This window comes from Microbacterium suaedae, assembly GCF_003254645.1.
GTDB classification, from domain to species: domain Bacteria; phylum Actinomycetota; class Actinomycetes; order Actinomycetales; family Microbacteriaceae; genus Microbacterium; species Microbacterium suaedae.
The window spans coordinates 65,701-91,981 of sequence record NZ_PNFD01000002.1 but is presented as its reverse complement, the minus strand read 5'-3'; the positions used below and the strand labels follow the sequence as shown (position 1 = coordinate 91,981).

The 26,281-nt window shown below is 67.4% G+C and carries 28 protein-coding genes; 15 read left to right on the top strand and 13 right to left on the bottom strand.

Annotation, left to right across the window (positions count from 1 at the left end; all coding sequences use genetic code 11):
- Nucleotides 1-40: 40 nt before the first annotated feature.
- The 3 genes from C0012_RS06940 to C0012_RS06930 form a co-directional block, all read right to left on the bottom strand.
- Nucleotides 41-991, bottom strand: coding sequence for a D-alanyl-D-alanine carboxypeptidase family protein (locus C0012_RS06940; protein ID WP_162621864.1), 951 nt, complete (start codon nucleotides 989-991; stop codon nucleotides 41-43).
- A 70-nt stretch (nucleotides 992-1,061) separates the two neighbouring features.
- Nucleotides 1,062-1,595 (bottom strand): DUF6264 family protein, encoded by a 534-nt coding sequence (locus C0012_RS06935; protein ID WP_110589298.1) that lies wholly within the window; start codon nucleotides 1,593-1,595, stop codon nucleotides 1,062-1,064.
- Complete coding sequence (locus C0012_RS06930) at nucleotides 1,592-2,635, bottom strand: 4-hydroxy-3-methylbut-2-enyl diphosphate reductase (protein WP_110589299.1); 1,044 nt, start codon at nucleotides 2,633-2,635, stop codon at nucleotides 1,592-1,594. The genes C0012_RS06935 and C0012_RS06930 overlap by 4 nt, the downstream gene beginning before the upstream one ends.
- 52 nt (nucleotides 2,636-2,687) lie before the next feature.
- On the opposite strand from C0012_RS06930, the gene xseA reads away from it, so the two are divergent.
- Genes xseA through C0012_RS06905 form a run of 5 tightly spaced genes read left to right on the top strand, consistent with a single transcriptional unit; the run spans nucleotide 2,688 to nucleotide 6,941 of the window.
- Nucleotides 2,688-3,980: an exodeoxyribonuclease VII large subunit gene (gene xseA / locus C0012_RS06925; RefSeq protein ID WP_110589300.1), complete on the top strand. Its 1,293-nt coding sequence runs from the start codon at nucleotides 2,688-2,690 to the stop codon at nucleotides 3,978-3,980.
- Nucleotides 3,981-3,990: 10 nt separating this feature from the next.
- Nucleotides 3,991-4,230 (top strand): exodeoxyribonuclease VII small subunit, encoded by a 240-nt coding sequence (locus C0012_RS06920; RefSeq protein ID WP_408631134.1) that lies wholly within the window; start codon nucleotides 3,991-3,993, stop codon nucleotides 4,228-4,230.
- Nucleotides 4,230-4,880 carry a DUF4245 family protein gene (locus C0012_RS06915; protein WP_110589302.1) on the top strand — a complete coding sequence of 217 codons (651 nt, stop codon included), beginning with the start codon at nucleotides 4,230-4,232 and terminating at the stop codon, nucleotides 4,878-4,880. The genes C0012_RS06920 and C0012_RS06915 overlap by 1 nt, the downstream gene beginning before the upstream one ends.
- Complete coding sequence (locus tag C0012_RS06910; protein WP_110589303.1) at nucleotides 4,877-5,536, top strand: carbonic anhydrase; 660 nt, start codon at nucleotides 4,877-4,879, stop codon at nucleotides 5,534-5,536. The genes C0012_RS06915 and C0012_RS06910 overlap by 4 nt, the downstream gene beginning before the upstream one ends.
- A 16-nt stretch (nucleotides 5,537-5,552) precedes the next feature.
- On the top strand, nucleotides 5,553-6,941 hold the full coding sequence (locus C0012_RS06905) for a class II fumarate hydratase (protein WP_110589304.1): 1,389 nt from the start codon (nucleotides 5,553-5,555) through the stop codon (nucleotides 6,939-6,941).
- 75 nt (nucleotides 6,942-7,016) lie between these two features.
- Here the strand turns inward: C0012_RS06905 and C0012_RS06900 are convergent, their stop codons facing one another.
- The gene (locus C0012_RS06900) at nucleotides 7,017-8,306 is read right to left on the bottom strand and encodes a PhoH family protein (RefSeq protein WP_232527858.1); all 1,290 of its coding nucleotides are present in this window, start codon (nucleotides 8,304-8,306) and stop codon (nucleotides 7,017-7,019) included.
- Between the two features lie 248 nt (nucleotides 8,307-8,554).
- A complete protein-coding gene (locus tag C0012_RS06895; RefSeq protein WP_232527817.1) occupies nucleotides 8,555-9,343 on the bottom strand; it encodes an isoprenyl transferase in 789 nt (262 codons plus the stop codon).
- A 135-nt stretch (nucleotides 9,344-9,478) separates the two neighbouring features.
- On the opposite strand from C0012_RS06895, the gene trhA reads away from it, so the two are divergent.
- Nucleotides 9,479-10,171, top strand: coding sequence for a PAQR family membrane homeostasis protein TrhA (trhA, locus tag C0012_RS06890; protein WP_110589442.1), 693 nt, complete (start codon nucleotides 9,479-9,481; stop codon nucleotides 10,169-10,171).
- Here trhA and C0012_RS06885 read toward each other — a convergent pair.
- Nucleotides 10,155-10,454 (bottom strand): hypothetical protein, encoded by a 300-nt coding sequence (locus C0012_RS06885; protein ID WP_110589307.1) that lies wholly within the window; start codon nucleotides 10,452-10,454, stop codon nucleotides 10,155-10,157. The two genes, trhA and C0012_RS06885, sit on opposite strands and share 17 nt — an antisense overlap.
- A gap of 74 nt (nucleotides 10,455-10,528) precedes the next feature.
- Between C0012_RS06885 and C0012_RS06880 the strand changes: the two genes are divergently transcribed.
- Nucleotides 10,529-10,921 carry a DUF4307 domain-containing protein gene (locus C0012_RS06880; protein WP_110589443.1) on the top strand — a complete coding sequence of 131 codons (393 nt, stop codon included), beginning with the start codon at nucleotides 10,529-10,531 and terminating at the stop codon, nucleotides 10,919-10,921.
- A gap of 55 nt (nucleotides 10,922-10,976) precedes the next feature.
- Nucleotides 10,977-11,462 carry a transcription elongation factor GreA gene (gene greA / locus C0012_RS06875; protein ID WP_110589308.1) on the top strand — a complete coding sequence of 162 codons (486 nt, stop codon included), beginning with the start codon at nucleotides 10,977-10,979 and terminating at the stop codon, nucleotides 11,460-11,462.
- Between the two features lie 61 nt (nucleotides 11,463-11,523).
- Here greA and ilvA read toward each other — a convergent pair whose 3' ends face one another.
- From ilvA to trpD, 4 genes are read right to left on the bottom strand one after another with little or no spacing between them, the layout of a single operon-like run.
- The gene (gene ilvA, locus C0012_RS06870; RefSeq protein ID WP_110589309.1) at nucleotides 11,524-12,759 is read right to left on the bottom strand and encodes a threonine ammonia-lyase; all 1,236 of its coding nucleotides are present in this window, start codon (nucleotides 12,757-12,759) and stop codon (nucleotides 11,524-11,526) included.
- Nucleotides 12,756-13,961: an AI-2E family transporter gene (locus C0012_RS06865; protein WP_232527816.1), complete on the bottom strand. Its 1,206-nt coding sequence runs from the start codon at nucleotides 13,959-13,961 to the stop codon at nucleotides 12,756-12,758. Before C0012_RS06865 ends, ilvA begins: the two co-directional genes overlap by 4 nt.
- Before the next feature lie 48 nt (nucleotides 13,962-14,009).
- On the bottom strand, nucleotides 14,010-14,576 hold the full coding sequence (locus C0012_RS06860; RefSeq protein ID WP_110589311.1) for a LemA family protein: 567 nt from the start codon (nucleotides 14,574-14,576) through the stop codon (nucleotides 14,010-14,012).
- A 56-nt stretch (nucleotides 14,577-14,632) separates the two neighbouring features.
- The gene (trpD, locus tag C0012_RS06855; RefSeq protein ID WP_110589312.1) at nucleotides 14,633-15,694 is read right to left on the bottom strand and encodes an anthranilate phosphoribosyltransferase; all 1,062 of its coding nucleotides are present in this window, start codon (nucleotides 15,692-15,694) and stop codon (nucleotides 14,633-14,635) included.
- A 176-nt stretch (nucleotides 15,695-15,870) separates the two neighbouring features.
- Here trpD and ctaE point away from each other — a divergent pair, with 176 nt between their 5' ends.
- The 7 genes from ctaE (at nucleotide 15,871) to C0012_RS06820 (ending at nucleotide 23,260) form a co-directional block, all read left to right on the top strand.
- Entirely contained in the window at nucleotides 15,871-16,539 is a 669-nt protein-coding gene (ctaE, locus tag C0012_RS06850) for an aa3-type cytochrome oxidase subunit III (protein WP_110589313.1), read from the top strand.
- Nucleotides 16,540-16,560: 21 nt separating this feature from the next.
- Nucleotides 16,561-17,364 carry a cytochrome bc1 complex diheme cytochrome c subunit gene (qcrC, locus tag C0012_RS06845; RefSeq protein ID WP_110589314.1) on the top strand — a complete coding sequence of 268 codons (804 nt, stop codon included), beginning with the start codon at nucleotides 16,561-16,563 and terminating at the stop codon, nucleotides 17,362-17,364.
- Between the two features lie 35 nt (nucleotides 17,365-17,399).
- A complete protein-coding gene (qcrA, locus tag C0012_RS06840) occupies nucleotides 17,400-18,455 on the top strand; it encodes a cytochrome bc1 complex Rieske iron-sulfur subunit (protein ID WP_110589444.1) in 1,056 nt (351 codons plus the stop codon).
- Nucleotides 18,452-20,152 carry a cytochrome bc1 complex cytochrome b subunit gene (gene qcrB / locus C0012_RS06835; protein ID WP_110589315.1) on the top strand — a complete coding sequence of 567 codons (1,701 nt, stop codon included), beginning with the start codon at nucleotides 18,452-18,454 and terminating at the stop codon, nucleotides 20,150-20,152. The genes qcrA and qcrB overlap by 4 nt, the downstream gene beginning before the upstream one ends.
- 113 nt (nucleotides 20,153-20,265) lie before the next feature.
- The gene (locus tag C0012_RS06830) at nucleotides 20,266-21,360 is read left to right on the top strand and encodes a type III polyketide synthase (protein ID WP_110589316.1); all 1,095 of its coding nucleotides are present in this window, start codon (nucleotides 20,266-20,268) and stop codon (nucleotides 21,358-21,360) included.
- Nucleotides 21,357-22,061 (top strand): methyltransferase domain-containing protein, encoded by a 705-nt coding sequence (locus tag C0012_RS06825; protein ID WP_110589317.1) that lies wholly within the window; start codon nucleotides 21,357-21,359, stop codon nucleotides 22,059-22,061. Before C0012_RS06830 ends, C0012_RS06825 begins: the two co-directional genes overlap by 4 nt.
- Entirely contained in the window at nucleotides 22,058-23,260 is a 1,203-nt protein-coding gene (locus C0012_RS06820) for an FAD-dependent oxidoreductase (RefSeq protein WP_110589318.1), read from the top strand. The genes C0012_RS06825 and C0012_RS06820 overlap by 4 nt, the downstream gene beginning before the upstream one ends.
- On the opposite strand, the gene C0012_RS06815 is transcribed toward C0012_RS06820, so the two are convergent.
- The 3 genes from C0012_RS06815 to ctaD form a co-directional block, all read right to left on the bottom strand.
- Entirely contained in the window at nucleotides 23,238-24,077 is an 840-nt protein-coding gene (locus tag C0012_RS06815) for a UbiA family prenyltransferase (protein WP_110589319.1), read from the bottom strand. The genes C0012_RS06820 and C0012_RS06815 overlap by 23 nt on opposite strands.
- A 64-nt stretch (nucleotides 24,078-24,141) precedes the next feature.
- Nucleotides 24,142-24,561, bottom strand: a complete 420-nt coding sequence (gene ctaF / locus C0012_RS06810; protein ID WP_110589320.1) for an aa3-type cytochrome oxidase subunit IV — start codon at nucleotides 24,559-24,561, stop codon at nucleotides 24,142-24,144.
- Nucleotides 24,561-26,279 carry an aa3-type cytochrome oxidase subunit I gene (gene ctaD / locus C0012_RS06805; protein WP_110589321.1) on the bottom strand — a complete coding sequence of 573 codons (1,719 nt, stop codon included), beginning with the start codon at nucleotides 26,277-26,279 and terminating at the stop codon, nucleotides 24,561-24,563. Before ctaD ends, ctaF begins: the two co-directional genes overlap by 1 nt.
- Nucleotides 26,280-26,281: the final 2 nt, after the last annotated feature.

The window sequence follows — 26,281 nt, the reverse complement described above, 5'->3', positions numbered from 1 at the left end:
CTGCAGACGCCCCGCGGATCCGTCCGCGGGGCGTCTCGCGTCACCCCGCGATTCCGCGTTCGATCGACGCGTACAACTCCCGCGACGCGGAGAAGCGGGCCTCATCGTCCGGCTGGCCCAGCACGACCGCCCACACGCGCGCCGTCTCGCCTCCCGCCGGGATCTCCTTCGCCGACAGCAGATTGCTCCCGTCGAGCGTTCCCGTCTTCAGCCCGACGACCCCCGGATCCGCCAGCAACTCGTTCGTGTTCTCGACGCGCCCGGCGCCCGGGAGGTCGACCTCGGCCGTCGCGACGATCTCCGCGATGACCGGGTGCGCAAGCGCAAGACGACCCACCTCGATGAGCGCCGTCGCCGTCGCCGTGTTGCGCGGATCGATCCCCGTCGCCTCGACCATCGTGATCCCGTCGATCCCGCGATCCTCCAGGTATTCCGCCGCGGCCGTCGCGAACGCGGCCTGATCGCCCCAGATGCTCTCCACGAGAATGTCGGCGTAGTTGCATGCCGATCCGATCAGCATGCCCTGCAGGAGCTGGTGCTGCGTGAGCATGCCATCCACGGGCACCTTCAGAGCGGACTCTCCGCGCGCGAGGTACTCCTCGTACTCACGATTCCACTGCTCCGTGAACCAGTAGTCGCCGCCCTGCTGTCCGACCTCGAGCGGGCGCGCCTCAAGCACGAGCAACGCGGTGACGACCTTGCTGACCGACGCCATGGGCAGCGCCGCGTTCGAGGACGCGACGATCTCGCCGTCCCCGACGGCGAACGCGGCGGCCCCCGACGCGGGCCAGTCCGGAGACCAACTCGCCTCGCTCACTTCGCTCGACGGCGCGAGCGACGATGCGGCGCTCGGAGCGGCCCCCTGCCCGATGATCTGCACGGCGAGCGCCGTCCCGCCCGACACGACGACCGCGGCGAGCGCAAGAAGGGCGAGAGCGCGCGCAGGGCGGAACCGCCGACGGTTCGGCACAGAGATCGGGCGGGTGTCCATCTTCCTATGCTCGCCGATCCGACGAGGTCCGCGCATCCGGGATCTCCCCGATCTCGGATGAGGAACGTCCCTACTGCTCGATCCCCTGCATCTCGAGGATCGCGTTCAGGACGTTCGGATCCATCGAGAACGGCACCGCGACGATGAGCGCGCTGACGAGGTTGAAGACCACGCCCGCGAGCAGCGCGATCCACCACATCGTCTTCCCGGCAGCACCGCGGCGCCATACGAACCAGGTGGTGGCGAGCCATCCGGCGAGCACCACAACGACGGCGACGACACCAGCCGTCTGCTGCGCCGCGTAATCGGAGAATTCGACGCCGTCGAGGCCCATGGCATCGAGCAGGGCCGACGGATCCGTGTAGAGGCCGATGCCGCTGACGATGTAGTAGAGGCCGAACGCGAGCAGTGCGATGGTCACGACCCGGTCGCCGAGACGAGACCGCTTCGGGGGCTTCGACGGGCCGCTTTCGGGAGGCCCGTCCTGCGGAATCAGCGCGGGATCGATATCGGGCACGGGACGACCGGCCCGCGCCGCCTGGTCCTCGGGACGGGCATACTCTCCGAACTGGGGGCGAGGACGCTGCGCCGCATCGTCACTCACGACGCGCTCCCGCGTCCCCCGCGCGGGCGATCCCCGCGCAGTTCCTTCGGCAACGAGAACATGAGGTCCTCCTCCGCCGTGCGGACTTCCTCGACCTCGGCGTAACCGGCCTGCGCGAGCTCACGCATCAGCTGCTGAACGAGCACGTCGGGCACGCTCGCACCGCTCGTGATCCCGACCGTCCGAACGCCCTCGAGCCACTCCTGTCGCACTTCGTCGGGATAGTCGATCCGGTATGCGGCCTTCGCGCCGTACTGCAGCGCGACCTCGACGAGGCGCACACTGTTGGAGGAATTCGCGGACCCGACCACGATCACGAGATCCGCCCCCTCAGCGACCTTCTTGATTGCGACCTGGCGATTCTGCGTTGCATAGCAGATGTCGTCCGACGGCGGATCCTGAAGCTCGGGGAAGCGCGCGCGGAGACGATCGACCGTCTCCATCGTCTCGTCGACCGAAAGCGTCGTCTGCGACAGCCAGACCAGCTTCGATGGGTCGTCGACCTCAACAGTGTCGGCTTCCTCCGGGTTGTTCACCACGGTCACGTTGTCGGGCGCTTCTCCCGCCGTCCCCTCGACCTCTTCGTGCCCCTCGTGTCCGACGAGCAGGATCTGGAAATCGTCACGTGCGAAACGCACGGCCTCGCGGTGCACCTTCGTGACAAGAGGGCATGTCGCGTCGATCGCCTGCAGTCCGCGTTCTGCTGCCGAATCCACGACCATCGGCGAGACGCCGTGCGCGCTGAAGACCACGTGCGCCCCTTCGGGAACCTCGTCGACCTCTTCGACGAAGATCGCCCCCTTGGCCTCGAGCTCGCGCACGACATGGATGTTGTGAACGATCTGCTTGCGCACGTACACAGGCGCCCCGTATCGATCGAGAGCCTTCTCGACGGTGATCACGGCGCGATCGACTCCGGCGCAATAACCACGCGGCGCCGCGAGAAGGACCTTCTTGTCGCCCGAGACGGGCACATCGCGAAGCGGTTCTCGGCGCACGGGGATGCGCGGAACGGGCAGCGAAACGGCGGTAGCGCTCATCTCTCCAGAGTACGTGTCTTCGATTGTCAGTCCGCCCGAATAACCTGAATCCGTGACCTCCTTCCAGCCGAATCCGAGTCCCGACGACGCCCCCGGCGGCGACGCGGTCGCGCCTCGCGACTCCGGCCCCGATCAGCCCACCTCCGTCGGCCGCCTCAACCAGACCATCAAGACGGCGATCGATGCATGGGGCACGGTGTGGGTCGAGGGAGAGATCACGCAGTGGAACCGTCGTGGTCGCAACGTGTTCGGCGGGATGAAGGATCTCGTCTCCGACGCGCAGGTGAACCTCCAGATCTGGTCGAACGTCATCCAGCGCCTCGGCGACGAGTTCCACGTCGGCGACCACGTGGTCGCGTGCCTCAAGGCCGACTACTTCACGAAGCGCGGCTCGTTCTCGTTCCAGGTCACGTCAATGAAGCACGTCGGCCTCGGCGCCCAGCTCGAGCGACTCGAGCGCCTGCGCCGGCAGCTGCAGGCCGAGGGTCTCTTCGACCCGTCGCGCAAGACGCCCCCACCCTTCCTGCCGGACTGCATCGGCCTCATCACCGGTGCCCAGTCCGATGCCGAGAAAGACGTTCTGCGCAATGCGCAGCTGCGGTGGCCGCAGGTGCGCTTCCGCACGACCCACGCCGCCGTCCAGGGCGAGCGCAGCGTTCCCGAGATCCTCGAGGCGCTTGAGGCTCTCGATGCCGATCCCGAGGTCGACGTCATCGTCATCGCCCGCGGCGGGGGCGATCCCCAGACACTGCTCGGTTTCAGCGACGAGCGGCTGCTCCGCGCCGTCGCGGCCGCCACGACGCCGATCGTCAGCGCGATCGGACACGAGAACGACCGCCCCCTGCTCGACGACGTCGCCGATGTGCGTGCTTCGACACCGACCGACGCGGCGAAGCGCGTCGTGCCCGATGTCGGCGAGCAGCGCGCCCTCGTCGACCAGCTGCGCTCGCGCCTCACAATGCGCCTGCAGCAGCAGGTGCAGCACGGAATCCAGCAGCTCGGCCAAATGCGCTCGCGCCCGGCGCTGCGCGATCCCGAGTCGATCGTGCGCGACCGGCAGCAGGAGATCTACCTCGCTGTCTCCCGCGGGCGCGAGATTACGGCGCGCCTCATCGACCGCGCCGAGAGACGGGCCGCCGAGCTGCGCGCGTCCGTTCGCGCCCTCTCACCCGCCGCAACGCTTGCGCGCGGGTACGCGATCGCTCAGGGCGACGACGGTTCCATCCTCCGCGACGCCGCGCAGGCGCCCGATGGAACGCCTCTCACTTTGACCCTGGACCGCGGTGCGATCGCCGCGACATCGCACGGCGAGACGGCGTCCGTCACCTCTCGCACCGAAAAGTAGGATGGACCCGATGACCGAACAGGCCCCCGACGTCTCGACCCTCTCCTTCGAGCAGGCGCGCGATGAGCTCGTGCGCGTCGTGTCCGAACTCGAACAGGGCGCGCCCACGCTCGAGCACTCCCTCGCACTGTGGGAACGCGGTGAGGCGCTGGCAGCTCGGTGCGAGGAATGGCTGCTCGGCGCGAAGCGTCGACTCGATGCCGCACGAGCCGACGCCGACGATGCCGCCGCTGACGGGTCCGACGACTGATGGCGCGCGATCCGCGCGTCGCCGCGCACCTCGGCCGCCCCGAGACGCCCGAGGAAGAGGCCGCACGCAAGGCCGAGAACTCGCGCCGCTACCGGCAGAGCCAGAGCTTCCGCAATCTGATCGTCGCCCTTGCCGTGAGCCTCGCGGTCGTCGCGATCGTCTACTTCGTCGTCCCGCGCGGCGACCTGGCACAGCCGCCCGCCCCCGACGTCTCCGAGATTGCTGCGCAGGCTTCCGACCAGTTCGAGCGCACCGTCGTCATTCCCGATGCCCCTGACGACTGGAGCGTCAACATCGCCGAGATCGACTCCGGATCTCCCGTCGTCTGGACGGTCAATTTCAACGGGATCCCTGATGCCGCGCGCTCGTTCCTGCGCTTCGCGCAGGCCTTCGACGCCGACGACGCGTGGGCGTCCCAGATCCTGCGCGGCGCCGCCCCCACCGGATCCGTCACGATCGACGGCATCGAATGGAACGAGTACGAGATCGGCGACCCCGATGCGACCGGCAACATCTCATACGCGCTTGGCACCCAGGCCGGATCCGATCACATCCTGCTCTACGGCGCGATCGATGCCGACGCCGCAGCCGTGATCGCGTCCGCCGTGGCCGACGACGTGAACGCTCTTCAGAAGGAGGACACCCCATGACCGACGCACTCACCCCCGCACAGGCTTGGCAGCGCATGCAGGAGGGCAACGCCCGTTTCGTCGCCGGAAACCCGAATCACCCGCACCAGGATGTCGAGCGTCGGCACGAGATCGCCGGCGCGCAACGCCCGACTGCCGCGCTCTTCGGCTGCAGTGATTCGCGCCTCGCCGCCGAGATCATCTTCGACATGGGTCTCGGAGACCTCTTCGTCGTGCGCAATGCCGGGCAGGTGACGGGCGAGTCGATCATGGGGTCGCTCGAGTACGCGGTCGATGTTCTGGAGGTTCCCCTCATCGTCGTGCTCGGCCACGACTCGTGCGGAGCCGTCGGCGCAGCGATCGACAGTCTCCACCCCGACGCACCCCTGCTCGCGCCCGCGATCTGGCGCCAGGTCTCCCCGATCGTCCCGGCCGCGCGGCGCGCGCGCCAGGAGCAGATCGAACGCGGCGACGACGCATCCGAGATCGACGCCTGGCGTGTCGGCCAGCTGCACCTGCGCGACACGATCACGGCGGTCCTCCACTCGTCCGAGCTGATCAGCGACGCCGTCGCGAGCGGCCGGCTCGGGCTCGTGGGCGCCAACTATCGACTTGCCGAGGGCACGGCCGTGCCCGACGTCACGCTGGGAGTCGCGGGCGATACCGCGACCGATTGATCGGAGGAACGACGACGTGACCGAATACCGGATCGAACACGACACGATGGGCGAGGTGCGCGTCCCCGCCGACGCGCTCTACCGCGCCCAGACGCAGCGCGCGGTGCAGAACTTCCCGATCTCCGGATCGGGCCTCGAAGCGCGCCACATCGCCGCCCTCGCGCGAATCAAGAAGGCCGCGGCGCTCGCGAACAAGGATCTCGGCACGCTCGACGGCGACATCGCCGACGCCATCGCGTGGGCTGCCGACCAGGTCGTCGCGGGCGAGCACGACGACCAGTTCCCCGTCGACACCTACCAGACGGGCTCGGGCACGTCCTCGAACATGAACATGAACGAGGTGCTCTCGTCGCTCGCGACCGAGAAGCTCGGCGCCGAGGTCCACCCCAACGACCACGTCAACGCATCGCAGTCGTCGAACGACGTCTTCCCGACCTCCGTGCACGTCGCCGCGACCGAGGCCCTCCTCACCGACCTGATCCCCGCGCTCGACCATCTCGCCACGGCGTTCGAGAAGAAGGCCACCGCGTGGAAGGACGTCGTCAAGCCCGGCCGCACCCACCTCATGGATGCGACGCCGGTCACGCTCGGCCAGGAGTTCGGCGGATACGCCCGGCAGATGCGCCTCGGCATCGAGCGCGTCGAGGCGGCCCTCCCGCGCGTCGCCGAGGTTCCCCAGGGCGGAACCGCCACCGGCACCGGCATCAACACCCCGAAGGGCTTCCCCCAGAAGGTCATCGCGAACCTCGTCGCCGAGACGGGCCTGCCGCTGACCGAGGCGGTCGACCACTTCGAGGCGCAGGCCAACCGCGATGGCCTCGTCGAGGCCTCCGGTGCCCTCCGCACCATCGCCGTCTCCCTGACGAAGATCAACAACGATCTGCGCTGGATGGGCTCCGGACCCAACACGGGCCTCGGCGAGCTGCGCCTGCCCGATCTGCAGCCCGGCTCGTCGATCATGCCCGGCAAGGTCAACCCCGTCATCCCCGAGGCGACGCTCATGGTCTGCGCGCGCGTCATCGGCAACGACGCGACGATCACCTACGGCGGCGCATCGGGAGCATTCGAGCTCAACGTCGCGATCCCCGTCATGGGGACTGCCCTCCTCGAGTCGATCCGTCTGCTCGCGAACGCGACGCGCGTGCTCGCCGACAAGACCATCGACGGCCTGGAGGTCAACCACGAGCGCGTCACCGCACTCGCCGGGATGAGCCCGTCGATCGTCACCCCGCTGAACAAGCTCATCGGTTACGAGGCCGCGGCGAAGATCGCGAAGCACTCCGTCGCCAAGGGCATCACGGTGCGCGAGGCCGTTCTCGACCTCGGCTACGTCGAGCGCGGTGAGCTCACCGAGGAGCAGCTCGACGAGAAGCTCGACCTGCTCTCGATGACGCACCCCGGGTGAGCTGAGAGGCGAATCCGGCGCCCCGCAGACGAAAGCGGGCGGTGAGCATCGCGCTCACCGCCCGCTTCTCCTGTCTCAAGAGAGTTCGTCGCCTTCGAGGAGGCTGGTCACGAGCGCCGCGATCTCGCTGCGCTCGGAGCGGGTCAGCGTGACGTGCCCGAACAGCCCCTGCCCCTTCAGCGTTTCGATGACGCTCGCGACGCCATCGTGCCGCCCGACGCGGAGATTGTCGCGCTGCTGCACATCGTGCGTCAGCACGACCTTCGAGTTCTGCCCGATGCGGCTCAGCACGGTGAGGAGCACGTTGCGCTCGAGCGACTGCGCCTCGTCGACGATCACGAACGCGTCGTGCAGTGAGCGCCCGCGGATGTGGGTCAGCGGCAGCACCTCGAGGAGGCCTCGTTCGACGACCTCGTTGAGGACGTTCTCGGAGACGACCGAACCGAGCGTGTCGAATACCGCCTGGCCCCACGGGGTCATCTTCTCCCCCTGATCGCCCGGCAGATACCCGAGTTCCTGCCCTCCGACGGCGAACAGCGGGCGGAAGACGATGATCCGCTTCTGCTGCTGACGCTCGAGCACGGCTTCGAGCCCCGCGCACAGCGCGAGCGCCGATTTACCCGTCCCCGCGCGTCCGCCCAGCGAGACGATGCCGACGTTCGCGTCGAGCAGCAGATCGATCGCGATGCGCTGCTCCGCCGAGCGACCGTGGAGCCCGAAGACGTCGCGATCGCCGCGCACGAGCCGGAACTCGCCGTCCTCGCCCGTCACCCGCCCGAGCGCCGATCCCCGCTCGGACGAGATCACGAGGCCCGTGTTGAGCGGCAGGCCCCGCGCGTCCTCGTGCATCGCGACCTCGGACTCGTAGAGATCCGACATGTCGTCCCCCGCCACCGCGAGGGACGTGAGGCCGGTCCAGCCCGAGTCGACGGCCTGCTCAGCGAGATACTCCTCCGCCGTGAGGCCGAGCGACGCGGCCTTGACACGCATCGGCATGTCTTTCGACACGATGGTGACCGTCTGACCGTCCGAAGCGAGATTCGCGGCGACCGCGAGGATCCGCGAATCGTTGTCTCCCTGCCGCATGCCGCTCGGCAGTGCCGACGGATCCGAGTTGTTCAGCTCAACCCGTACCGTGCCGCCCGAGGGGGTGGGGACCGGGAAGTCGAGCCGCCCGTGCTCGACCCGCATGTCGTCGAGATAGCGCAGCGCCTGGCGTGCGAAATAGCCGATCTCCGGATCATGACGCTTCTGCTCGAGCTCGGAGACGACGACGACCGGGATCACAACCGAATGCTCCGCGAACCGGAACAGAGCTCGAGGGTCGCTGAGCAGGACGGAGGTGTCGAGAACATAGGCACGCAGGTCTGATTCCTGCTCGGCCGACGTCGGCGCTTCAGCGTGCCTGCGGGTGGTCTTCGTGTTGGCTGCGGTCACGGCCCACTCCCCTCAGCCGGGCTGTCACCCGGTGTCACGAGTCGACCTGTGGGCCACGAGTCGCGATCCGTGAGGCCGACTCGAACGGGCGCTCTGCCCGATGGGACGAACGTAAATCACACGAGTGTGATTCGAAAGGTCCCCGCGCGGATTTCACCCGCCGTTCACACGAGACGTCATTTACCGAAGCGACGGTCGCGCGAGCCGTAGTCGCGGATCGCACGGAGGAGATCGACCTCGCGCAGATCGGGCCCCAGCGCCTCCACGAAGTAGAATTCGCTGTGCGCGCTCTGCCAGAGCAGGAAGTCGCTCAGCCGCTGCTCGCCCGAGGTGCGGATCACGAGATCGGGATCGCGCTGCCCTCCCGTATAGAGGTGCTCGCCGATCACCTCGGGCGTGAGACTGCCGGCCAGTTCTTCGAGAGTTCCGCCGTGCGAGTCGTGCTTCTGGATGATCTTGCGCACGGCATCGACGATCTCGTAGCGGCCGCCGTATCCAACCGCGAGGTTCACATGGAGCCCTGCATTGGCGCGCGTGCGCGCGGCCGCGTCCCGCAGCGCGCTCAGCAGGAAGTCGGGAAGGTTGTCGTCGCGGCCGACGTGCTGCACACGCCAGTCGCCACGCCGCGACAAACGACCCGCGAGCCCCGCGATGATCTCGATGAGGTCCTGCAGCTCGGCACTGTCCCGCTTGACAACGTTGTCATTCGACAGGAGGTAGAGCGTGACGACGTCGACGCCCAGCTCATCGCACCAGCCGAGGAACTCGACCATCTTGTCGGCCCCGGCGCGATGGCCGTGCGCAGGAGTCTCGAATCCCAGCTGGCGGGCCCACCGGCGATTGCCGTCGATCATCATCGCCACGTGGTGGGGTACGCGATCGGGATCGATCTGTCGACGCAGGCGAGAGGCGTAGAGACGATAGAGAGGCCCCGTCCCCTCGTTCGACCGCGAGCTGCTGACCACCCATCGACGATACCGCGCGGCGGGCGAACGCATCGCTCAGTGAGACGTCATGTGTCGCCTCCGGAATGTGCGCGCACGTAAACTCGGCAGATGACCTCGCCCGAGACGCCGACCTCTCCCGACGACGGTGCTCACATGCCACGGCTCCCCCTCATCGAGGCGGACGCGCCCCTGATCGACGACGTGAAGCCGAGCTGGCGTGGTTGGATCCACGCCGGGACGGCACCCGTGGCGCTCGCCGCGGGGATCGTCCTCATCAGCCTCGCGCAGGGCGCCCCCGCGAAGTGGGCGTCGGCCGTGTTCATGGTGTCGTCGCTGCTGCTCTTCGGCAATTCAGCCGTCTACCACCGATTCCACTGGGGACCGCGCGTCAAGGGCGTGCTCAAGCGCATCGACCATGCCAACATCCTGCTGCTCATCGCGGGAACGTACACGCCCATCGGCGTCCTCGCCCTCCCCCCGGAGAAGGGCGTGATCCTTCTCAGCCTCGTCTGGGCTGGCGCCGCGCTCGGGATCCTGTTCCGCGTGCTGTGGATCAGCGCCCCGCGCTGGCTGTACGTCGCGCTCTACCTCGTGCTCGGCTGGGCCGCCGTGATGTACATGCCGGATCTGCTCGCCGCGAACCTGGCGATGATGATCCTCGTCATCGTCGGCGGCCTGCTCTATTCCGCCGGCGCCGTCGTGTACGCGATCAAACGTCCCAACCCGTCGCCGAACCACTTCGGCTTCCACGAGATCTTCCACGTGTGCACCGTCCTGGCGTTCCTGTGCCACTGGACGGGTTCGCTGCTGATCGCGCTCGACCCCGCCTTCAACGCGGGCTCGTAGCCCCCGGATCCTCGTCCTCCGCGTCTTCCGCCGAGTCGTCCCGCGGCCGGCCCTCCTCGGCCGCCTCTGCTTCCTCGGCGTCGAGCATCTCCTGCACCTCCGCGCGATACTTCACCCGACGCACGCGGCGCAGCATGTCGATGACGAGCAGGGCGACGACGACCGCGAGGAGAGCGATGACGAGGAATCCCATCGGCCCCGGCGTGACACTGTCAGGGTCGACCGTCGGGCTCGGGACGGGGGTCTCCTCGAGACCGGCGGGAAGGACGGAGAAGACATGCATCGAGCGACTCCCGAGATGAGGGCGACTAACCTGGAATCTCCCCACCCTATTCCTCCCTCACCTGAGAGGTGCGCGTGACGACTCCCGAGCAGCTCGCCGACCGCTACGGTCGCGCCCGACGCGGAGCTCTGCGCGGCTGGTGGATCCTTGTGGGCATGGTCGCGGTCGCGATCGTCGGGATCGCGAGCTGGATGGTGATCTCGACGAGCGCGGCAGAGGTCGACGTCGACGATCTGGGATACGAGGTCACGAGCGAGCGCGCCGTCGAAGTATCGTTCCGCGTCACGTCGGCGAGCGGAACTGCCGTCGTCTGCATTCTGGAGGCGCTCGACGAGAGCTTCGGCGTCGTCGGATGGGAGATCGTCGAGCTCCCGCCGAGCGATTCGATCGCCGCCGACCACACCCGGACCATCCGAACCGTCGACACGGCGACCACCGGTTACGTCAACAGCTGTTCACTCCGGTAGATTCGATCGGATACGGAAGCTCTCGGATCAATGGATCTGTGTAAGGAGAACGATCGTGTCGAATGAGACTGTGCCCTTCCTCACCCAGGAGGCATACGACCGCCTGGCCGCCGAGCTCGAGCACCTCTCGACCGTCGGCCGCGAGGAGATCGCGAAGCGCATCGAGGCGGCCCGCGAAGAGGGCGATCTGCGCGAGAACGGCGGCTACCACGCCGCGAAGGACGAACAGGGCAAGCAGGAGGCGCGGATCCGCCAGCTGACCGCCATCCTCAAGGACGCCGAGATCGGCGACGCTCCGGAGGCCGACGGCACCGTTCGCCCCGGAACCGTGATCACGGCACTCATCCTCGGCGACGAGGAGAAGTTCCTCCTCGGCAGCCGCGAGATCGCCGGCGGCACTGAGCTCGACGTCTACAGCGAGCAGAGCCCGCTCGGATCGGCCATCATCGGCATGAAGATCGGCGACACCGGGTCGTACGAGGCGCCGAACGGCAAGAGCATCCCCGTCGAGATCGTCGCAGTGGAGACCTTCACCGGCTGATCCACACCCAGAAGGGGCCCGGTTCCATGGGAACCGGGCCCCTTCTGTCGTACCGCTCGGGTCAGTCGGGAACGATGTCGGGGCGGTAGCCGCCTCCGCGCAGCGCCTCGAGCACGAGCGCCCGGTGCTCCTCTCCGCGCGTCTCGACGGAGATCTGAAGGACGACCTCGCTGATCTGCATGCCCTGGCCGTGGCGCGTGTGCAGCACCTCGATGACGTTCGCACCGGTCTGTGCGAGCAGCTCGGACACCTGCACGAGCTGCCCCGGACGATCCGGCAGCGGGATGCGGATCGTCATGTACCGCCCTGCGGCGGCGAGGCCATGCGCGATGACCCGCTGCATGAGGAGCGGATCGATGTTGCCCCCGGACAGGATGACGGCCGTCTTCCCCTGCGCCCGGATCTTGCCGGCGAGGATCGCGGCGACGCCGACCGCGCCGGCCGGCTCCACGACCTGCTTGGCGCGCTCGAGCAGTGACAGAAGCGCGCGCGCGATATCGTCGTCGCTGACCGTGACGACCTCATCGACGAGATCCTGGATGATCGCGAACGGCGCGTCGCCGGGCCGCGACACGAAGATCCCGTCTGCGATCGTCGGCTGCGTCGTGATGGTGACCGGTTCACCGGCCCCGAGCGATACGGGGTACGCGGCTGCGTTCTCGGCCTGCACGCCGATGATGCGCACCTCGCGCCCCTCGGCCGCCGCCTTGGCCTTCGCGGCTGCCGCCACCCCCGCGATCAGACCGCCGCCGCCGATGCCCATAACGATCGTCTCGACGTCGTCGACCTGCTCGCACAGCTCGAGCCCGAGCGTGCCCTGCCCCACGATGATGTCGCGGTGGTCGAACGGGTGGATGAGAACGGCCCCCTCGCGCTCCGCGTGCTCAGCGGCCAGGCGCAGGCCGACGTCGACGGCCTCGCCCTCGAGCACGACCTCAGCACCGTATCCGCGCGTGGCGAGCAGCTTCGGCACGGGCACACCGAGCGGCATGTAGATGGTCGCGGGGATGCCGAGCTGCTGTGCCGCGAGCGCGACGCCCTGCGCATGGTTGCCTGCCGAAGCAGCGACGACACCGCGAGCGCGTTCCTCGTCGGTGAGGCGCGAGAGTCGGTGCGTCGCCCCACGCACCTTGAAGGATCCCGTGCGCTGCAGATTCTCGAGTTTGAGCACGACCTCCGCACCGAGCACGTCGCTCAGGTGCTGAGATGGCTGGATCGGGGTGCGCTCGATGACCGGAGCGAGCCCCTCGGCCGCCTCTTCGAACTCGTTCAGCGTCGGCAGATCGACGTGCGTCATTTCTCCTCCTCGTCTGCGCGCCCGATCGTTCGGGGCTCGGTTCTCCAGATCAGATCGTTCTCCGGCACATCGCCCGTCCGCCAGGATCCCGTCGACAGCGTCACTGCCACGACGTTCACGAAAGCCGCGAGCGGCACGGCGAACAGGGCTCCCGCGATACCGCCCGCCATTGCCCCCGCGAGCACAACCAGCACGACGGCGAGCGGGTGGACCTTCACGGCGGCGCCCATCACGAGGGGCTGCAGGACGTGGCTCTCGATCTGCTGGACCGCGAGCACGACCGCCAGCATCGCGATCGCGATCAGCGGGCCGTTGTAGGCGAGGGCAATCAGCACCGCGAAAGCCCCTGACACGATCGCGCCGAGGAACGGCACGAACGAGGCCAGGAAGACGATCACGCCGATCGGGATCGCGAGCGGAACGCCCAGAAGTGCAGCGCCGAGACCGATGCCGATGCCGTCGATCGATGCGACGAAGATCTGCGTGCGCGCGTAGTTGATGAGGGTGGCCCATCCGTTGCGAGCGGACCGGTCGACCGCGACGCGCGCCTGCCGCGGGAACAGCCGCGTCGTCCACCGCCAGATCCCCTCGCCGTCGAAGAGCAGGCAGATAAGGGTGAAGAAAGCCAGCAGAACACCCGCGCCGACGTGGCCGATCGTCGATCCCAGAGACAGGGCTCCGCTGACGAGCACGTCGCTCTGTTCCCCGATGAAGTCGGTCACGAAGCCGACGACCTCGGTCACGAGCTCTTCGGGGAAGATCCCGATGGACAGGATCCACTCCTGCAGATCGGCCCAGCGTTCGAGCGCCCGCGTGCGCACATTCTCCGACTGCTCTGAGACCTGCCAGACCACGAGCCAGACGAGGCCCGTGACAATCGCGAGCGTTCCGACGAGCGACGCGATGATCGCGATCACACGAGGCACGCGGTGCGCGAGCATCCACCCGAGCGCCGGCCAGAGGAGCGCCGAGAGCAGAATGGCGACGAGCACGGGGACGACGATGATCTTGAACTGGATGATCAACCACACCGCGAGCGCCACGACACCGGCGACCAACAGCAGCCGCCACGCGTACGCGGCCGCGATGCGCAGGGGCCGCGGAACCGTCTCAGACACAGACGGCACCTCGTGATGCTCGACGGATTCGGTCGGCATCGCACGTCCGAAAAAACCACGCCGCCGCCGGGACCTATCGCTCATCTCAGCGAGTCTATTCCCCGACGGCGGCGTGATGCTGCGCGCAGCGCGTCAGAACTGCACGCGCGGCGGCTGCCGCACGGATGCCGCGTCCTCGACCTCGAAGAACTCGCGCTCCGTGAAGCCGAGTCCACGCGAGAAGAGGTTGTTCGGAAACTGCTTGATCTTGATGTTCAGCTCCCGCACGCCCCCGTTGTAGAAGCGGCGGGACGCTTGGATCTTGTCCTCCGTGTCGACGAGCTCGTTCTGCAGCTGCAGATAATTCTGGCTCGCCTGCAGGCCGGGATATGCCTCTGCAACGGCGAAGATGCTCTTCAGCGCCTGCTGCATGTGATTCTCGGCGACGCCGGCCTCAGCCGGACCATCCGCGCCGAGCACTTCGGCACGCGCACGGGTGACATTCTCGAAGACCGCCTTCTCGTGCGCGGCGTATCCCTTGACCGTCTCGATGAGGTTCGGGATCAGATCGGCACGGCGCTTGAGCTGCACCTCGATACCGCTCCATGCCTCCTCGACACGCGTTCCGAGCGAGACAAGCGAGTTGTACGTCGCCCAGAGGTAGATGCCCGCGATCACGACGACCGCGACGACGATCAGGAGAGGTACGAGCAGTTCCATGGTGAGGTCCCCCCAATTGTGGTCTTCTCGACGATCCTACGTGCCGGGCCTGATCGTCAGTCGGACCCCGCCTGACGAGATGCCGCAACCCACGCGGCGAGCTTCGCCGTGGCGCGGCCGTCATCGACGGCTGCCGCAGCCTCGGCGAAGGCCTCGACGAGCCGCTGGATCATGTTGCGGTCAGCCTGCGTCGGATCCTGAGCGAGTCGGTACGCGACGATCCCTGCCGCCGCGTTGAGAAGGACGATGTCACGGACGGGCCCCTGCTCACCTGCGAGAGTACGGCGGAGCGTGTCGGCGTTCTCAGCCGGTGTGCCACCGAGCAGGTCGTCGATGGAGGCCGTCGGGAGCCCGAGGTCGCGCGGATGGATGTCGAACTCATGCAGATCACCGTTCGAGATCTGCCAGATGCGGCTGTACCCCGTCGTCGTGAGCTCGTCGAGACCGTCCTCCCCTCGGAACACGAGCGCCGTCGCGCCACGAGTCCGGAAGACACCCGTGACGATCGGGACCGTCTCGAGCGAAGACACGCCGACGGCGTTCGCCTCGGCACGCGCCGGATTGACGAGCGGACCCAGGAAGTTGAACACGGTCGGCACGCCGAGCTCGGCGCGCACGGGAGCGGCGTGCCGGAATCCGGGGTGGAACGCGGCGGCCCACGCGAACGTGATGCCCGCCTCGTCGAGCACCTGGGCGACCGACTCCGGCGTGAGGCGCAGATCGATGCCGAGCTCGCTGAGAACGTCCGACGCACCCGTCTTCGAGCTCACCGCACGGTTGCCGTGCTTCACGACCGGCACGCCCATCGCCGCAACGATGATCGATGCGGTTGACGAGATGTTCACGGTGCCGTAGCCATCGCCGCCGGTCCCGACGATGTCGAGAACGTTCGGATTGACCGGAAGCGGCACGGCGGCGTCGAGGATCGCATCGCGAAAGCCGATCACCTCCTCGACGGACTCGCCCTTCGCACGGAGCGCGAGCAGAAGGCCTCCGAGCTGCGCGTTCGTCGCCTCGCCCTGCATCACCTGGCGCATCGCCCATTCGGCCTGCGAAACGGTCAGGTCGGTGCCGGAGACGGCGGCGGTCAGGAGCTCGGGCCACGTCGGATGCGTCATAGGGGCGATGTTAGGGGATTCACGCAGTCTCGACACGGCGTAGAAATCCATCCGCATCGCGTGCACACACCTGTCGACGACTCGATTCTGACCGCATGACCGGCGGTTTCTCATGCCCACCAGAGGGCATTCATCAGGACCTCAGAGGTGGTAAGGCGCACCTACCTTCGCACGAGATGCAAAAATCACCCCGCGGTATCGGCAATAATGGACGGGTGACGACCCCAGCTACGTATGCCCCTGCGCCCAGAACGGTGAAGCGCCCCGATCCTGTCAGCGTCGGCACGATCGTGTGGCTCGGCTCCGAGGTCATGTTCTTCGCGGGCCTCTTCGCCATCTACTTCACACTCCGGAGCACCTCTCCGGGCCTGTGGGAAGAGCAAACGACACTTCTGAATGTGCCGTTCGCCTTCATCAACACGGTGATCCTGGTGCTGTCCTCCGTCACCTGTCAGTTCGGCGTGTGGGCGGCCGAGCGCATGCAGCCGCACACGGTCAAGGGGCAGGGCTGGAAGTCGTGGGGCATGATCCCGTGGTTCTGGCTGACGTTCGCGCTCGGAGCGATCTTCGTCTCCGGCCAGGTCTGGGAGTACGCACAGCTCGTCGCCGAAGGCGTGACGCTGGGCAGCGACCCGTACGGCTCTGCGTTCTACCTCACGACCGGCTTCCACGCGCTGCACGTCACCGGCGGCCTCATCGCCTTCCTCCTCACCCTGGGACGCGCGTTCGCCGTCAAGCGGTTCACGCACAAGGAGGCCACGACCGCCGTCGTCGTGTCGTACTACTGGCACTTCGTCGACGTGGTCTGGATCGCCCTGTTCCTCGTCATCTACTTCCTGCAGTAAGAGCGGAGCAACACCACACTCATGGCACGAGAGAAGACACAGCGCCGCTCGCGCGGTCGCCGCAGCCCCTTCGCCGCCGCAGCGCTGATCGCCGTCGGCCTGCTCATGACCGGAGGCCTCTATGCGGGCGCGTCTGCAGCGGTCGCCTCCACGGACGAGTCGTCGACCACCACGACGGCGAGCGTCGCGGAGGGCGAGAAGCTGTTCCAGGCGAACTGCGCCACCTGCCACGGCTTGAACCTCGAGGGCACCGAGACCGGCCCGTCGCTCAACGGCGTCGGTGCGCTCGCGGTGGAGTTCCAGGTATCGACCGGCCGCATGCCGATGCAGATGCAGGGACCCCAGGCCGACCAGAAGCCCGTCCAGTTCACCGACGTGCAGACCGAGTCGATGGCGCAGTACGTGCAGTCCGTGGCCCCGGGGCCCGACTACCCGTCCGCGCGCGTGCTCGATGGCGAGGGCGATGTGTCGCGCGGCGCCGAGCTGTTCCGCATCAACTGCGCGATGTGCCACAACGTGGCCGCGGCCGGCGGCGCACTTACTGAGGGCAAGTTCGCGCCGGACATCCACGACACGTCGGCGCTGAACATCTACGCGGCGATGATCACGGGTCCGCAGAACATGCCCGTGTTCAACGACATGAACCTCACCGAAGAGGACAAGCGCGACATCGTCTCTGCGCTCCTCTACCAGCAGGAGATGCAGGCCCCCGGCGGCTTCACGCTCGGTTCGCTCGGCCCGGTCTCCGAAGGCCTCTTCATCTGGATCTTCGGCATCGGCGGTCTCATCGCCGTCGCCGTCTGGATCACGGCGAAGTCGAATTGAGCATGTCGAACGAAGAGGACGTGACAAGGAGCACGATGGCACACGACGATTCGCAGGCTGTAGAGAAGGCTGCTCAGCCTTCCGCGGGCCTCGCCGTCTCGGTCGACGATCCGGTGAAGAACCCGGGTCTCCCCCCGCACCGCGCGCGCATCACCGACAAGGATCCGAAGGCTGAGAAGGCCGCGGAGCGCACCGTATACACGCTGTTCTACCTGTCGGTGGCGGCGAGCATCTGGGCCGTCGCGGCGTACATGCTGTTCCCGATCGAGGACATGGAGTTCACCTCGATCCGCAACAACAACATGTACATCGGCCTCGGCATCGCCTTCGCGCTGCTCGCGATCGGCGTCGGCGCGATCCACTGGTCCAAGACGCTCATGAGCGACAAGGAGTACGTGGAGGAGCGCCACGCGACACGCGGCTCGGAGGACACGCGCGCCCACGTCGTGAAGGAGTTCGAGACCGCGAATGAGGAGTCGGGCTTCGGTCGTCGCAAGATGATCCGCAACTCGCTCTTCGCCGCGCTCGTCGCATCGATCCTCCCCGGCATCACGCTGTTCCGTGGCCTCGCGCCGAACGACGGCAAGGATCCCGTGCAGCTGCTCAAGCAGACGACGTGGGACGAGGGCGTGCACCTGACACGCGACCCCTCCGGCACGCGCATCAAGGCGAGCGATGTGACGCTCGGATCCGCTTTCCACGTGATCCCAGAGACACTGCTCGACGTGTCGCACGACGATGGCTTCCTCAACGAGAAGGCCAAGGCGATGGTCCTCATGGTCCGTATGCGCCCCGAGCAGATCACGGAGCGCGAGGAGCGCAAGGACTGGTCGTACGACGGCATCGTCGCGTACTCGAAGGTCTGCACGCACGTGGGTTGCCCCGTCGCGCTCTACGAGCAGCACACGCACCACCTGCTGTGCCCCTGTCACCAGTCGCAGTTCGACGTCTCCGACGAGGCGAAGGTCGTCTTCGGCCCCGCATCCCGTCCGTTGCCGCAGCTGCCGATCACCGTCGACGACGAGGGCTATCTGGTCGCCAGGAGCGACTTCACGGAGCCTGTCGGACCGAGCTTCTGGGAGATGCATTGAGCACCGCCACCGCCACTGAAGAGAAGAAGGCCCCGCTTGGCGGTCGCTTCGTCGGCGCGACCGCGAACTACCTCGACGAGCGAACGAGCCTGTCCGGCCTCGTCAAGGCACTCGGCCGCAAGGTCTTCCCCGACCACTGGTCGTTCATGCTCGGCGAGATCGCGCTGTGGTCGTTCGTCGTCGTGCTCATCTCGGGCACGTTCCTGACGTTCTTCTTCCAGGCCTCGATGGTCGAGACCCACTACACCGGTGCCTACGAGCCCATGCGCGGCATCCCGATGTCGGTCGCCATGGAGTCGACGCTGCACATCAGCTTCGATCTGCGCGGCGGCCTGCTCGTGCGTCAGCTGCATCACTGGGCAGCGCTCACCTTCGTCGCGGGTATCGGCGTGCACATGCTGCGCGTGTTCTTCACGGGCGCCTTCCGCAAGCCCCGTGAGCTGAACTGGGTCGTGGGCTTCCTGCTCTTCGTCCTCGCGATGGCCGAGGGCTTCACGGGCTACTCGCTCCCCGACGACGTGCTCTCGGGCAACGGCCTGCGCATCATCGACGGCATGATCAAGGCCTTCCCCGTCATCGGGCCGTGGACCTCCTACCTGATGTTCGGTGGCGAGTTCCCCGGAACGGACATCGTCGGACGCCTGTACGCGCTGCACATCCTGATCCTCCCGCTCATGGTGATCGCACTCATCGCGATCCACCTCGTGCTGATGATCGTGAACAAGCACACGCAGTTCGCGGGTCCCGGACGCACGAACGGCAACGTCGTGGGCTACCCGATGATGCCCGTGTACATGTCGAAGATGGGCGGGTTCTTCTTCATCGTCTTCGGCGCGCTCGTTCTCGTCGCGTCGCTCGTGCAGATCAACCCGATCTGGGGATACGGGCCGTACGATCCCTCCCCCGTGTCGGCCGGTACGCAGCCCGACTGGTACATCGGCTTCGCCGACGGCGCCCTGCGCCTCGCGCCGCCGCATCTCGACATCGAGATCCTCGGCAAGGTGTATCCGTTCGGTATCCTCCTGCCGCTCATCGTGCTCGTCCTGTTCATCATCGCCGTCGCGATCTACCCCTTCCTCGAGGCGTGGGTCACGGGCGACAAGCGGGAGCACCACATCGCGCAGCGTCCGCGCACGGCCGCGACGCGCACCGCGATCGGTGCAGCCGGCGTGTGGTTCTACGCGGTCCTGTGGGCGGCGGCATCGTCCGACCTCATCGCGACGCACTTCCGCCTCACGATGGAGGGCGTGATCCATGGCCTGCAGGCGATGCTGATCCTCGGCACCGTCGCGGTGTACTTCATCACGAAGCGCATCTGCATCGCGCTGCAGAAGAAGGACCGCGAGATCGTCCTGCACGGCTACGAGTCGGGCCGCATCGTCCGCCTGCCAGGCGGCGAGTACAAGGAAGTCCACAAGCCCGTCGACGAGTACGAGCGGTGGAAGCTCGTCGCAGACGAGACGTATGAGCCCCTGATCGTCCGCCCCGACGAGCACGGCCGGATCCGCGCGTCCCAGAAGATGCGCGGCGCCCTGTCGCGCTGGTTCTTCGAGGACCGCCTGCAGCCGGTGACGAACGCGGAGTACGAGGCGTCGCTCGAGCACCAGAAGCACGTGCTCGAGGAGTACGGATCGCCGGAGCACGGCGAGCACGGCGAAATCGACGAGCACCTCCCGGACGCCGACGACAAGCGCTGACGCAGGCCTGTGCACACGAAACGGGCCCGGATCCTTCAGGGATCCGGGCCCGTTTCGTCTTCCCCGGAGCGCTCCCCCTCCCCCGTAGCCGGCCATCCGGTTTAGGTTGAAGTATGGTCACCACGCTCCGATCCATCGGCACGGCGGTCCCTTCGACGAGGCTCCCGCAGTCGCAGATCCGCGACTTCCTCGCCGGTCAGAGCGACATCGATCGCCGCGCCTCACGACTGATCCGAGGCGCGTTCGACCACTCAGCAATCGAAGGACGCCATACGGTCGTCGACGAGCTCGGCGGGGGTGCCGGTGCATTCGTCGACGAAGATGCTCAGCTGCGCTCGCCGACGACGGGCGAGCGCAACGAGATCTACCGACGCGAGGCTCCGCCGCTCTTCGCAGCAGCTGCGTCCGATGCGCTGGCACGCTCCGGGTTCGCCGCCGGCGACGTCAGCCACGTGATCACCGTCTCGTGCACCGGCTTCTTCGCTCCCGGCCCCGACTTTCGCCTCGTGCGGGACATCGGTCTTCCCCCGACCGTCGAGCGCTACCACCTCGGCTTCATCGGATGCGCGGCGGCGTTTCCTGCACTCCGTGCCGCAACCCGCATCGGCGACGCGCAACCCGGATCCGTCGTCCTCGTCGTGTGCGCCGAGCTGTGCTCCCTGCATATCCGTTCATCGTCCGATCCCGAGCAGATCGTCGCATCAGCGGTCTTCGCCGACGGGGCCGCCGCTGCGGTCGTCTCGTCCGCAGATCTTCGATCGCCGGGCCCGGTCCTCGAAATGGGCCGGTTCTCAACGTCGATCACGAGCGAAGGCGAGGGCGCGATGGAATGGACGATCGGCGACCAGGGGTTCGAGATGACTCTCACTGCCGAGGTCCCCCGTATCATCGGGCGCGAGATCCGCACGGTCGTCCGCGAGATGCTCGGCGACGACCCGATGCCCGACGCGTGGGCGGTGCATCCCGGTGGCAGGAGCGTGCTCGATCGGGTGCAGTCGGGGCTCGATCTCCCCGATTCCGCAATGTCGGACTCGCGAGAAGTTCTCCGCAAGTACGGAAACATGTCGAGCGTCACCGTGCTCTTCATCCTGCGCCGGATCCTCGAAGACGCACGTCTCGGTGACGCGGCACGGGTCGCCGGGCTCTGCTTCGGCCCCGGTCTGACCGTCGAGTCGGCCCTCTTCACCCGCCGCACGGGAGCCGCGTGAACCTCTCGGAGCGCGACACCCAGCTCACCGAGCTGATGGACGACGCTTCCTGTGATCCCGTGCTCCTCCGGCGTACGCTGCACCGCTTCGCGGTCGTGAACCGCGTCGTCTCCGGCTGGGGCAGGGTCTACCGCTCCCACCTGCGCTCCGCTCTCGCGAGGCTGGACCGCCCCGCCCGCATTCTCGACATCGGGTGCGGCGCGGGCGACGTCCTGCGGCGCCTCGTGCGCCTCACACACGCGGATGGGTTCGCCGTCGATGCACTGGGCATCGACCCTGACGAGCGTGCTCTGGCCGTCGCCGCGCGAGCCGAACAACCGAGCAGCCTCCGATTTCGCCGAGCCGACAGCAGCGAACTCGTCGCCGAGGGCGCACGCTTCGACATCGTGATCTCCAACCATCTGCTGCATCATCTCTCCACCTCGGGATTCGGCCGACTCTTCGCCGATTCCAACGCGCTCACTGACGGGCTGTGCGTCCACTCCGACATCGCCCGAAGCCACCTCGCCTACGCCGCCTACGCCATCGGCATCACTCCCCTGGCTCCCGGGTCCCTCCTACGCACGGACGGGCTGCGCAGCATTCGACGCAGCTACACACGCTCGGAGCTCGACGCGGCGCTGCCTGACGGCTGGCGAAGTGAGCAGGCAGGCGTCTTCCGGCTCCTCGCCGTCCACGCGCCGGGCGCGAGATCATCGTGAGCGGCGCGCCCGACCACGACGTCGTCGTCATCGGAGCAGGACCCACGGGGCTGCTCCTGGCTTCTGAGCTGCGCCGGCGCGGCGTCGATGTCGCCCTGCTCGAGCGGAGATCCGACGGCCGGTCCAGCAGCCGCGCGATCGGCGTGCATCCGCCGGTCCTCGCGGCGCTGGAGGACTCGGGAGCGACGGAGCGGATCCTCTCCGAGGCCGTTCGGATCCCGCGCGGCGTCGCCCGAACTCGGGAAAACGTCCTCGGCGAAGTCCGATTCGATCGCCTCCGGACACGTTTCCCGTTCGTCGCGTCGCTTCCTCAGTCCCTCACCACTGCCGCGGTCGCCGCGGAGGCTCCGGTCCCCCGACGCGGGGTGCGCGCTGTCGCATTGGACGAGCGCGGGGGCCGCGTCGAGATTCTGACCCGCACGCGCTCCTCAGATGACGAGATCAGTGCCCGTTTCGTCGTTGTCGCTGCCGGCTCCAGCGGGCGGGCGCTTGTCCCCGCGGGCGCGCGGATGAGGCTCCGCCCGGGCCGCGACTGTTACCTCATGGCTGACGTCGCCGGCGGATCCCACTCGGTCGACCACACCGCCGTCGTCACGCTGGATCGCGCCGGCGTACTGGAATCCTTCCCACTCCCCCACGGCGCCCGCCGCTACGTCGCCTGGGATCGTCGGATCAGTCGCCGCGAGGCCGCGTCAGACGGAGGGAGCGGGACCGCAGACACGGAGAAGCTACGACGTACGGTCGCCTCCCTCACGGGATCGGACGAGGCAGCGTCCGAGATCGAGCAGGCGACGGCTTTTCGCGTTCAGCGCGCCCTTGTCCCGCGAATGCGGGTCGGGCGGATCCTCGTGATCGGCGACACCGCCCACGAGGTGAGCCCCATCGGCGGGCAGGGCATGAACCTTGGACTGCTGGATGCCGCGACCCTCGCCCCGCTCCTCGCCGCCCGGATCGGCGATCCCGAAATCGATGAGTCGCTCCATCACTGGGAACGAGCGCGGCTCGCCTCGGCCCGGACTGCGGACCGACTCGCCAATCTCAACACTGCCCTCGGGCGGGCCCGCGCGGCTCTTCCGCACCGGGTCGTCACGAGCGCGCTCAGCGCCGGGCTCACCGGACCGTTCGGTTCTGTGGCGGCACGCGCATTCGCGATGGGCTTCGATTGCGCCGCGAAGATCAGGCCGCCATCGCGCTCGTGAAAACCAGCTGTGCCGCCAGGAGCAGCGCCGCGAGCATCACGAGACGGAACGCGACGCGTCCGACAGAACCGCGCAGCGACACGAGGAGTCCCCACACGGCCAGCGCCGTCACCGCCGCGAGGCCAATCCAGGTCGCGATTGCGTCGACCGGACGGTCCGGCGCAGACGACCCTACGGCGACGACAACCGCCCCTCCGAAGAGCGCGATGAAGGCGAGGATCGCCGAGCCACGGCCCCCGATCCGGTGGGGCAGCCCGCGCACCCCCGTGCGCGCGTCGTCACCGAGATCCGGCAGCACGTTGGAGAAGTGCACGGCGAGTCCGAGAGCAGCACCGGCGCCCCACGCCCAGGCGGGCGCCACCTCCGGCCGCGGGAGACTGAGCGGAGCGAGAGAGGGCAGAACGGCGAATCCAACGGCGAAGCACAGCGCAGACCAGACGGTGGACTTCAACCCGGCGTTATACGCCCAACCCGCTCCGACGAACACGAGATGCGCCAGCGCCATCTGCCATCCGAGTACCGCAGACAGGACAAGAGCGAGAGCGCCCGCGGAAACAGCCACGGCCCAGGCCGTCCGGAGTGGTGCGCCCGACACCGAAAGCGGCTTGTCGGCGCGCCCGACGATGCGGTCGCGTGGCGCGTCGATGGCGTCGTTCGAGATCCCGATGGAGAGCTGCCCCGCGAACACTGACGCCACAAGCAATGCAAGCCTGCCTGCGCCCAGCCCAACGGAGATCCCCAGTCCGAGCGCGATCGTCGTTACGACCAGCGTCGGACCTGGATGAGCCGATCGCCAGAGGACCTCTGGAGTGCGCATCCCCTGATGCTAACGACGACGGCCCCCGACCGTGCAGGTCGGGGGCCGTCGTCACGGGGAGCGCTCAGCGCGCGAAGTTCCCGCGGTAGTACTCGTAGACCCAGCCGACAAGACCGAGGACGAGCAGTCCCGCAGCCACCGGGATGAGGAAGTGCGCCGTCGCCAGCGAGATCATGCCGACCGCAGGAGCTGCGGCAAGCACGAGAGGCCACCAGGACCAGGGGCTGAACTCACCCTGCTCCTGCTCGCCGTCGTCGATGCCGACGTCGAGCCGGTCTTCGGGAAGCTCGACGCCCTGCTGGCTCTTGTGGATGCGCTGCACGAAGAACGCGATCATCGCGGCCATGAACATCGAGAAGAGCAGCGCGACCGAGCCGATCCACTCGACGTGCCCGCCATCGAGGAGGTTCCACACCGTGTAGCCGGCGAAGCACACGAAGAAGAAGACCGCGAGCAGCCACCAGAGTCCGATCTGCGACTTCATTACTTCGTTCCTCCCTGCGGTGCGGGCTCCGGAGTGCGTGCGGGATCGAAGTCGTCCGCCGCCTCGGGATGGTTCAGGTCGAACGCCGGGCGCTCCGAGCGAATGCGCGGGATCGACGTGAAGTTGTGGCGCGGCGGCGGGCAGCTGGTCGCCCACTCGAGCGATCCGCCGTAGCCCCACGGGTCGTTGACCGTGACCTTCGGCGCCTTGCGGGCCGTGATCCACACATTGAGGAAGAACGGGATCATCGACGTGGCGAGCACGATCGAACCGATCGTCGAGAGCTGGTTCTCCCATGCCCAGCCGTCAGCGGCCGACCAGTCGGCGTAGCGACGGACCATGCCGTCGACGCCCAGCCAGTGCTGCACAAGGAACGTCATGTGGAAGCCGATGAAGAGCAGCCAGAAGTGCACGTAGCCGAGACGCTCGTTGAGCATCTTCCCTGTCCACTTCGGCCACCAGAAGTAGAAGCCGGCGAACATCGCGAAGACGACGGTTCCGAAGACCACGTAGTGGAAGTGGGCGACGACGAAGTACGAATCGCTGAGGTGGAAGTCGAGGGGCGGCGCCGAGAGGATCACGCCCGTGAGCCCACCGAAGACGAACGAGACGAGGAAGCCGAGCGAGAAGAGCATCGGCGTCTCGAACGTGATCGAGCCTCGCCACATCGTGCCGATCCAGTTGAAGATCTTCACGCCGGTCGGCACCGCGATCAACATCGTCATGAGGGCGAAGAAGGGCAGCAGCACAGCGCCCGTGACGTACATGTGGTGCGCCCACACCGACACGGACAGCGCGGCGATCGCGATCGTCGCATAGACGAGCGTCTTGTAGCCGAAGATCGGCTTGCGGCTGAAGGCCGGGAAGATCTCGGACACGATGCCGAAGAACGGCAACGCGATGATGTACACCTCAGGGTGCCCGAAGAACCAGAACAGGTGCTGCCACAGCAGCACGCCGCCGTTCTGCGGGTCGTAGATGTGCGAGCCGAAGATGCGGTCGCTCGCCGCCGCGAGCATCGCGGCCGCGAGGACGGGGAACGCGATGATGATCAGAAGGCTCGTGATGAGCGTGTTCCACGAGAAGATCGGCAGGCGCCACATCGTCATGCCCGGCGCGCGCATCGTGATGATCGTCGTGATGAAGTTCACAGCGCCGAAGATGGTGCCGAAACCCGACAGACCGAGGCCCACCATCCAGAGATGGCCGCCGACACCCGGAGAGAATGACGCGTTCGCGAGCGGCTGGTAGGCGAACCAGCCGAACGAGGCGGCACCCTGCGGGGTGAGGAACCCGGCGATCGCGATGAGGGATCCGAAGATGAACAGCCACAGCGCGAAGGCGTTCAGACGCGGGAACGCCACATCGGGCGCGCCGATCTGCAGCGGCAGGATCGCGTTCGCGAAGCCCGCGAACAGCGGGGTCGCGAACATCAGCAGCATCACGGTGCCGTGCATCGTGAACAGCTGGTTGTACTGCTCCTTCGTCGGGACGATCTGCATCCCGGGCGCGAACAGCTCTGCGCGGATGACGAGCGCCATCACGCCGCCGAGGAGGAAGAAGATCACGGACGCGATCAGGTACATGTACCCGATCGTCTTGTGGTCAGTGGAGGTGATCCACTTGACGATGATGTTGCCCTTCTCACCCGTGCGCGAGCTGCTCAGAAGAGCAGCCTGGCGCGGAGGAAGCGGAGCAGGAGCGAGCTCGGTGGCCATGC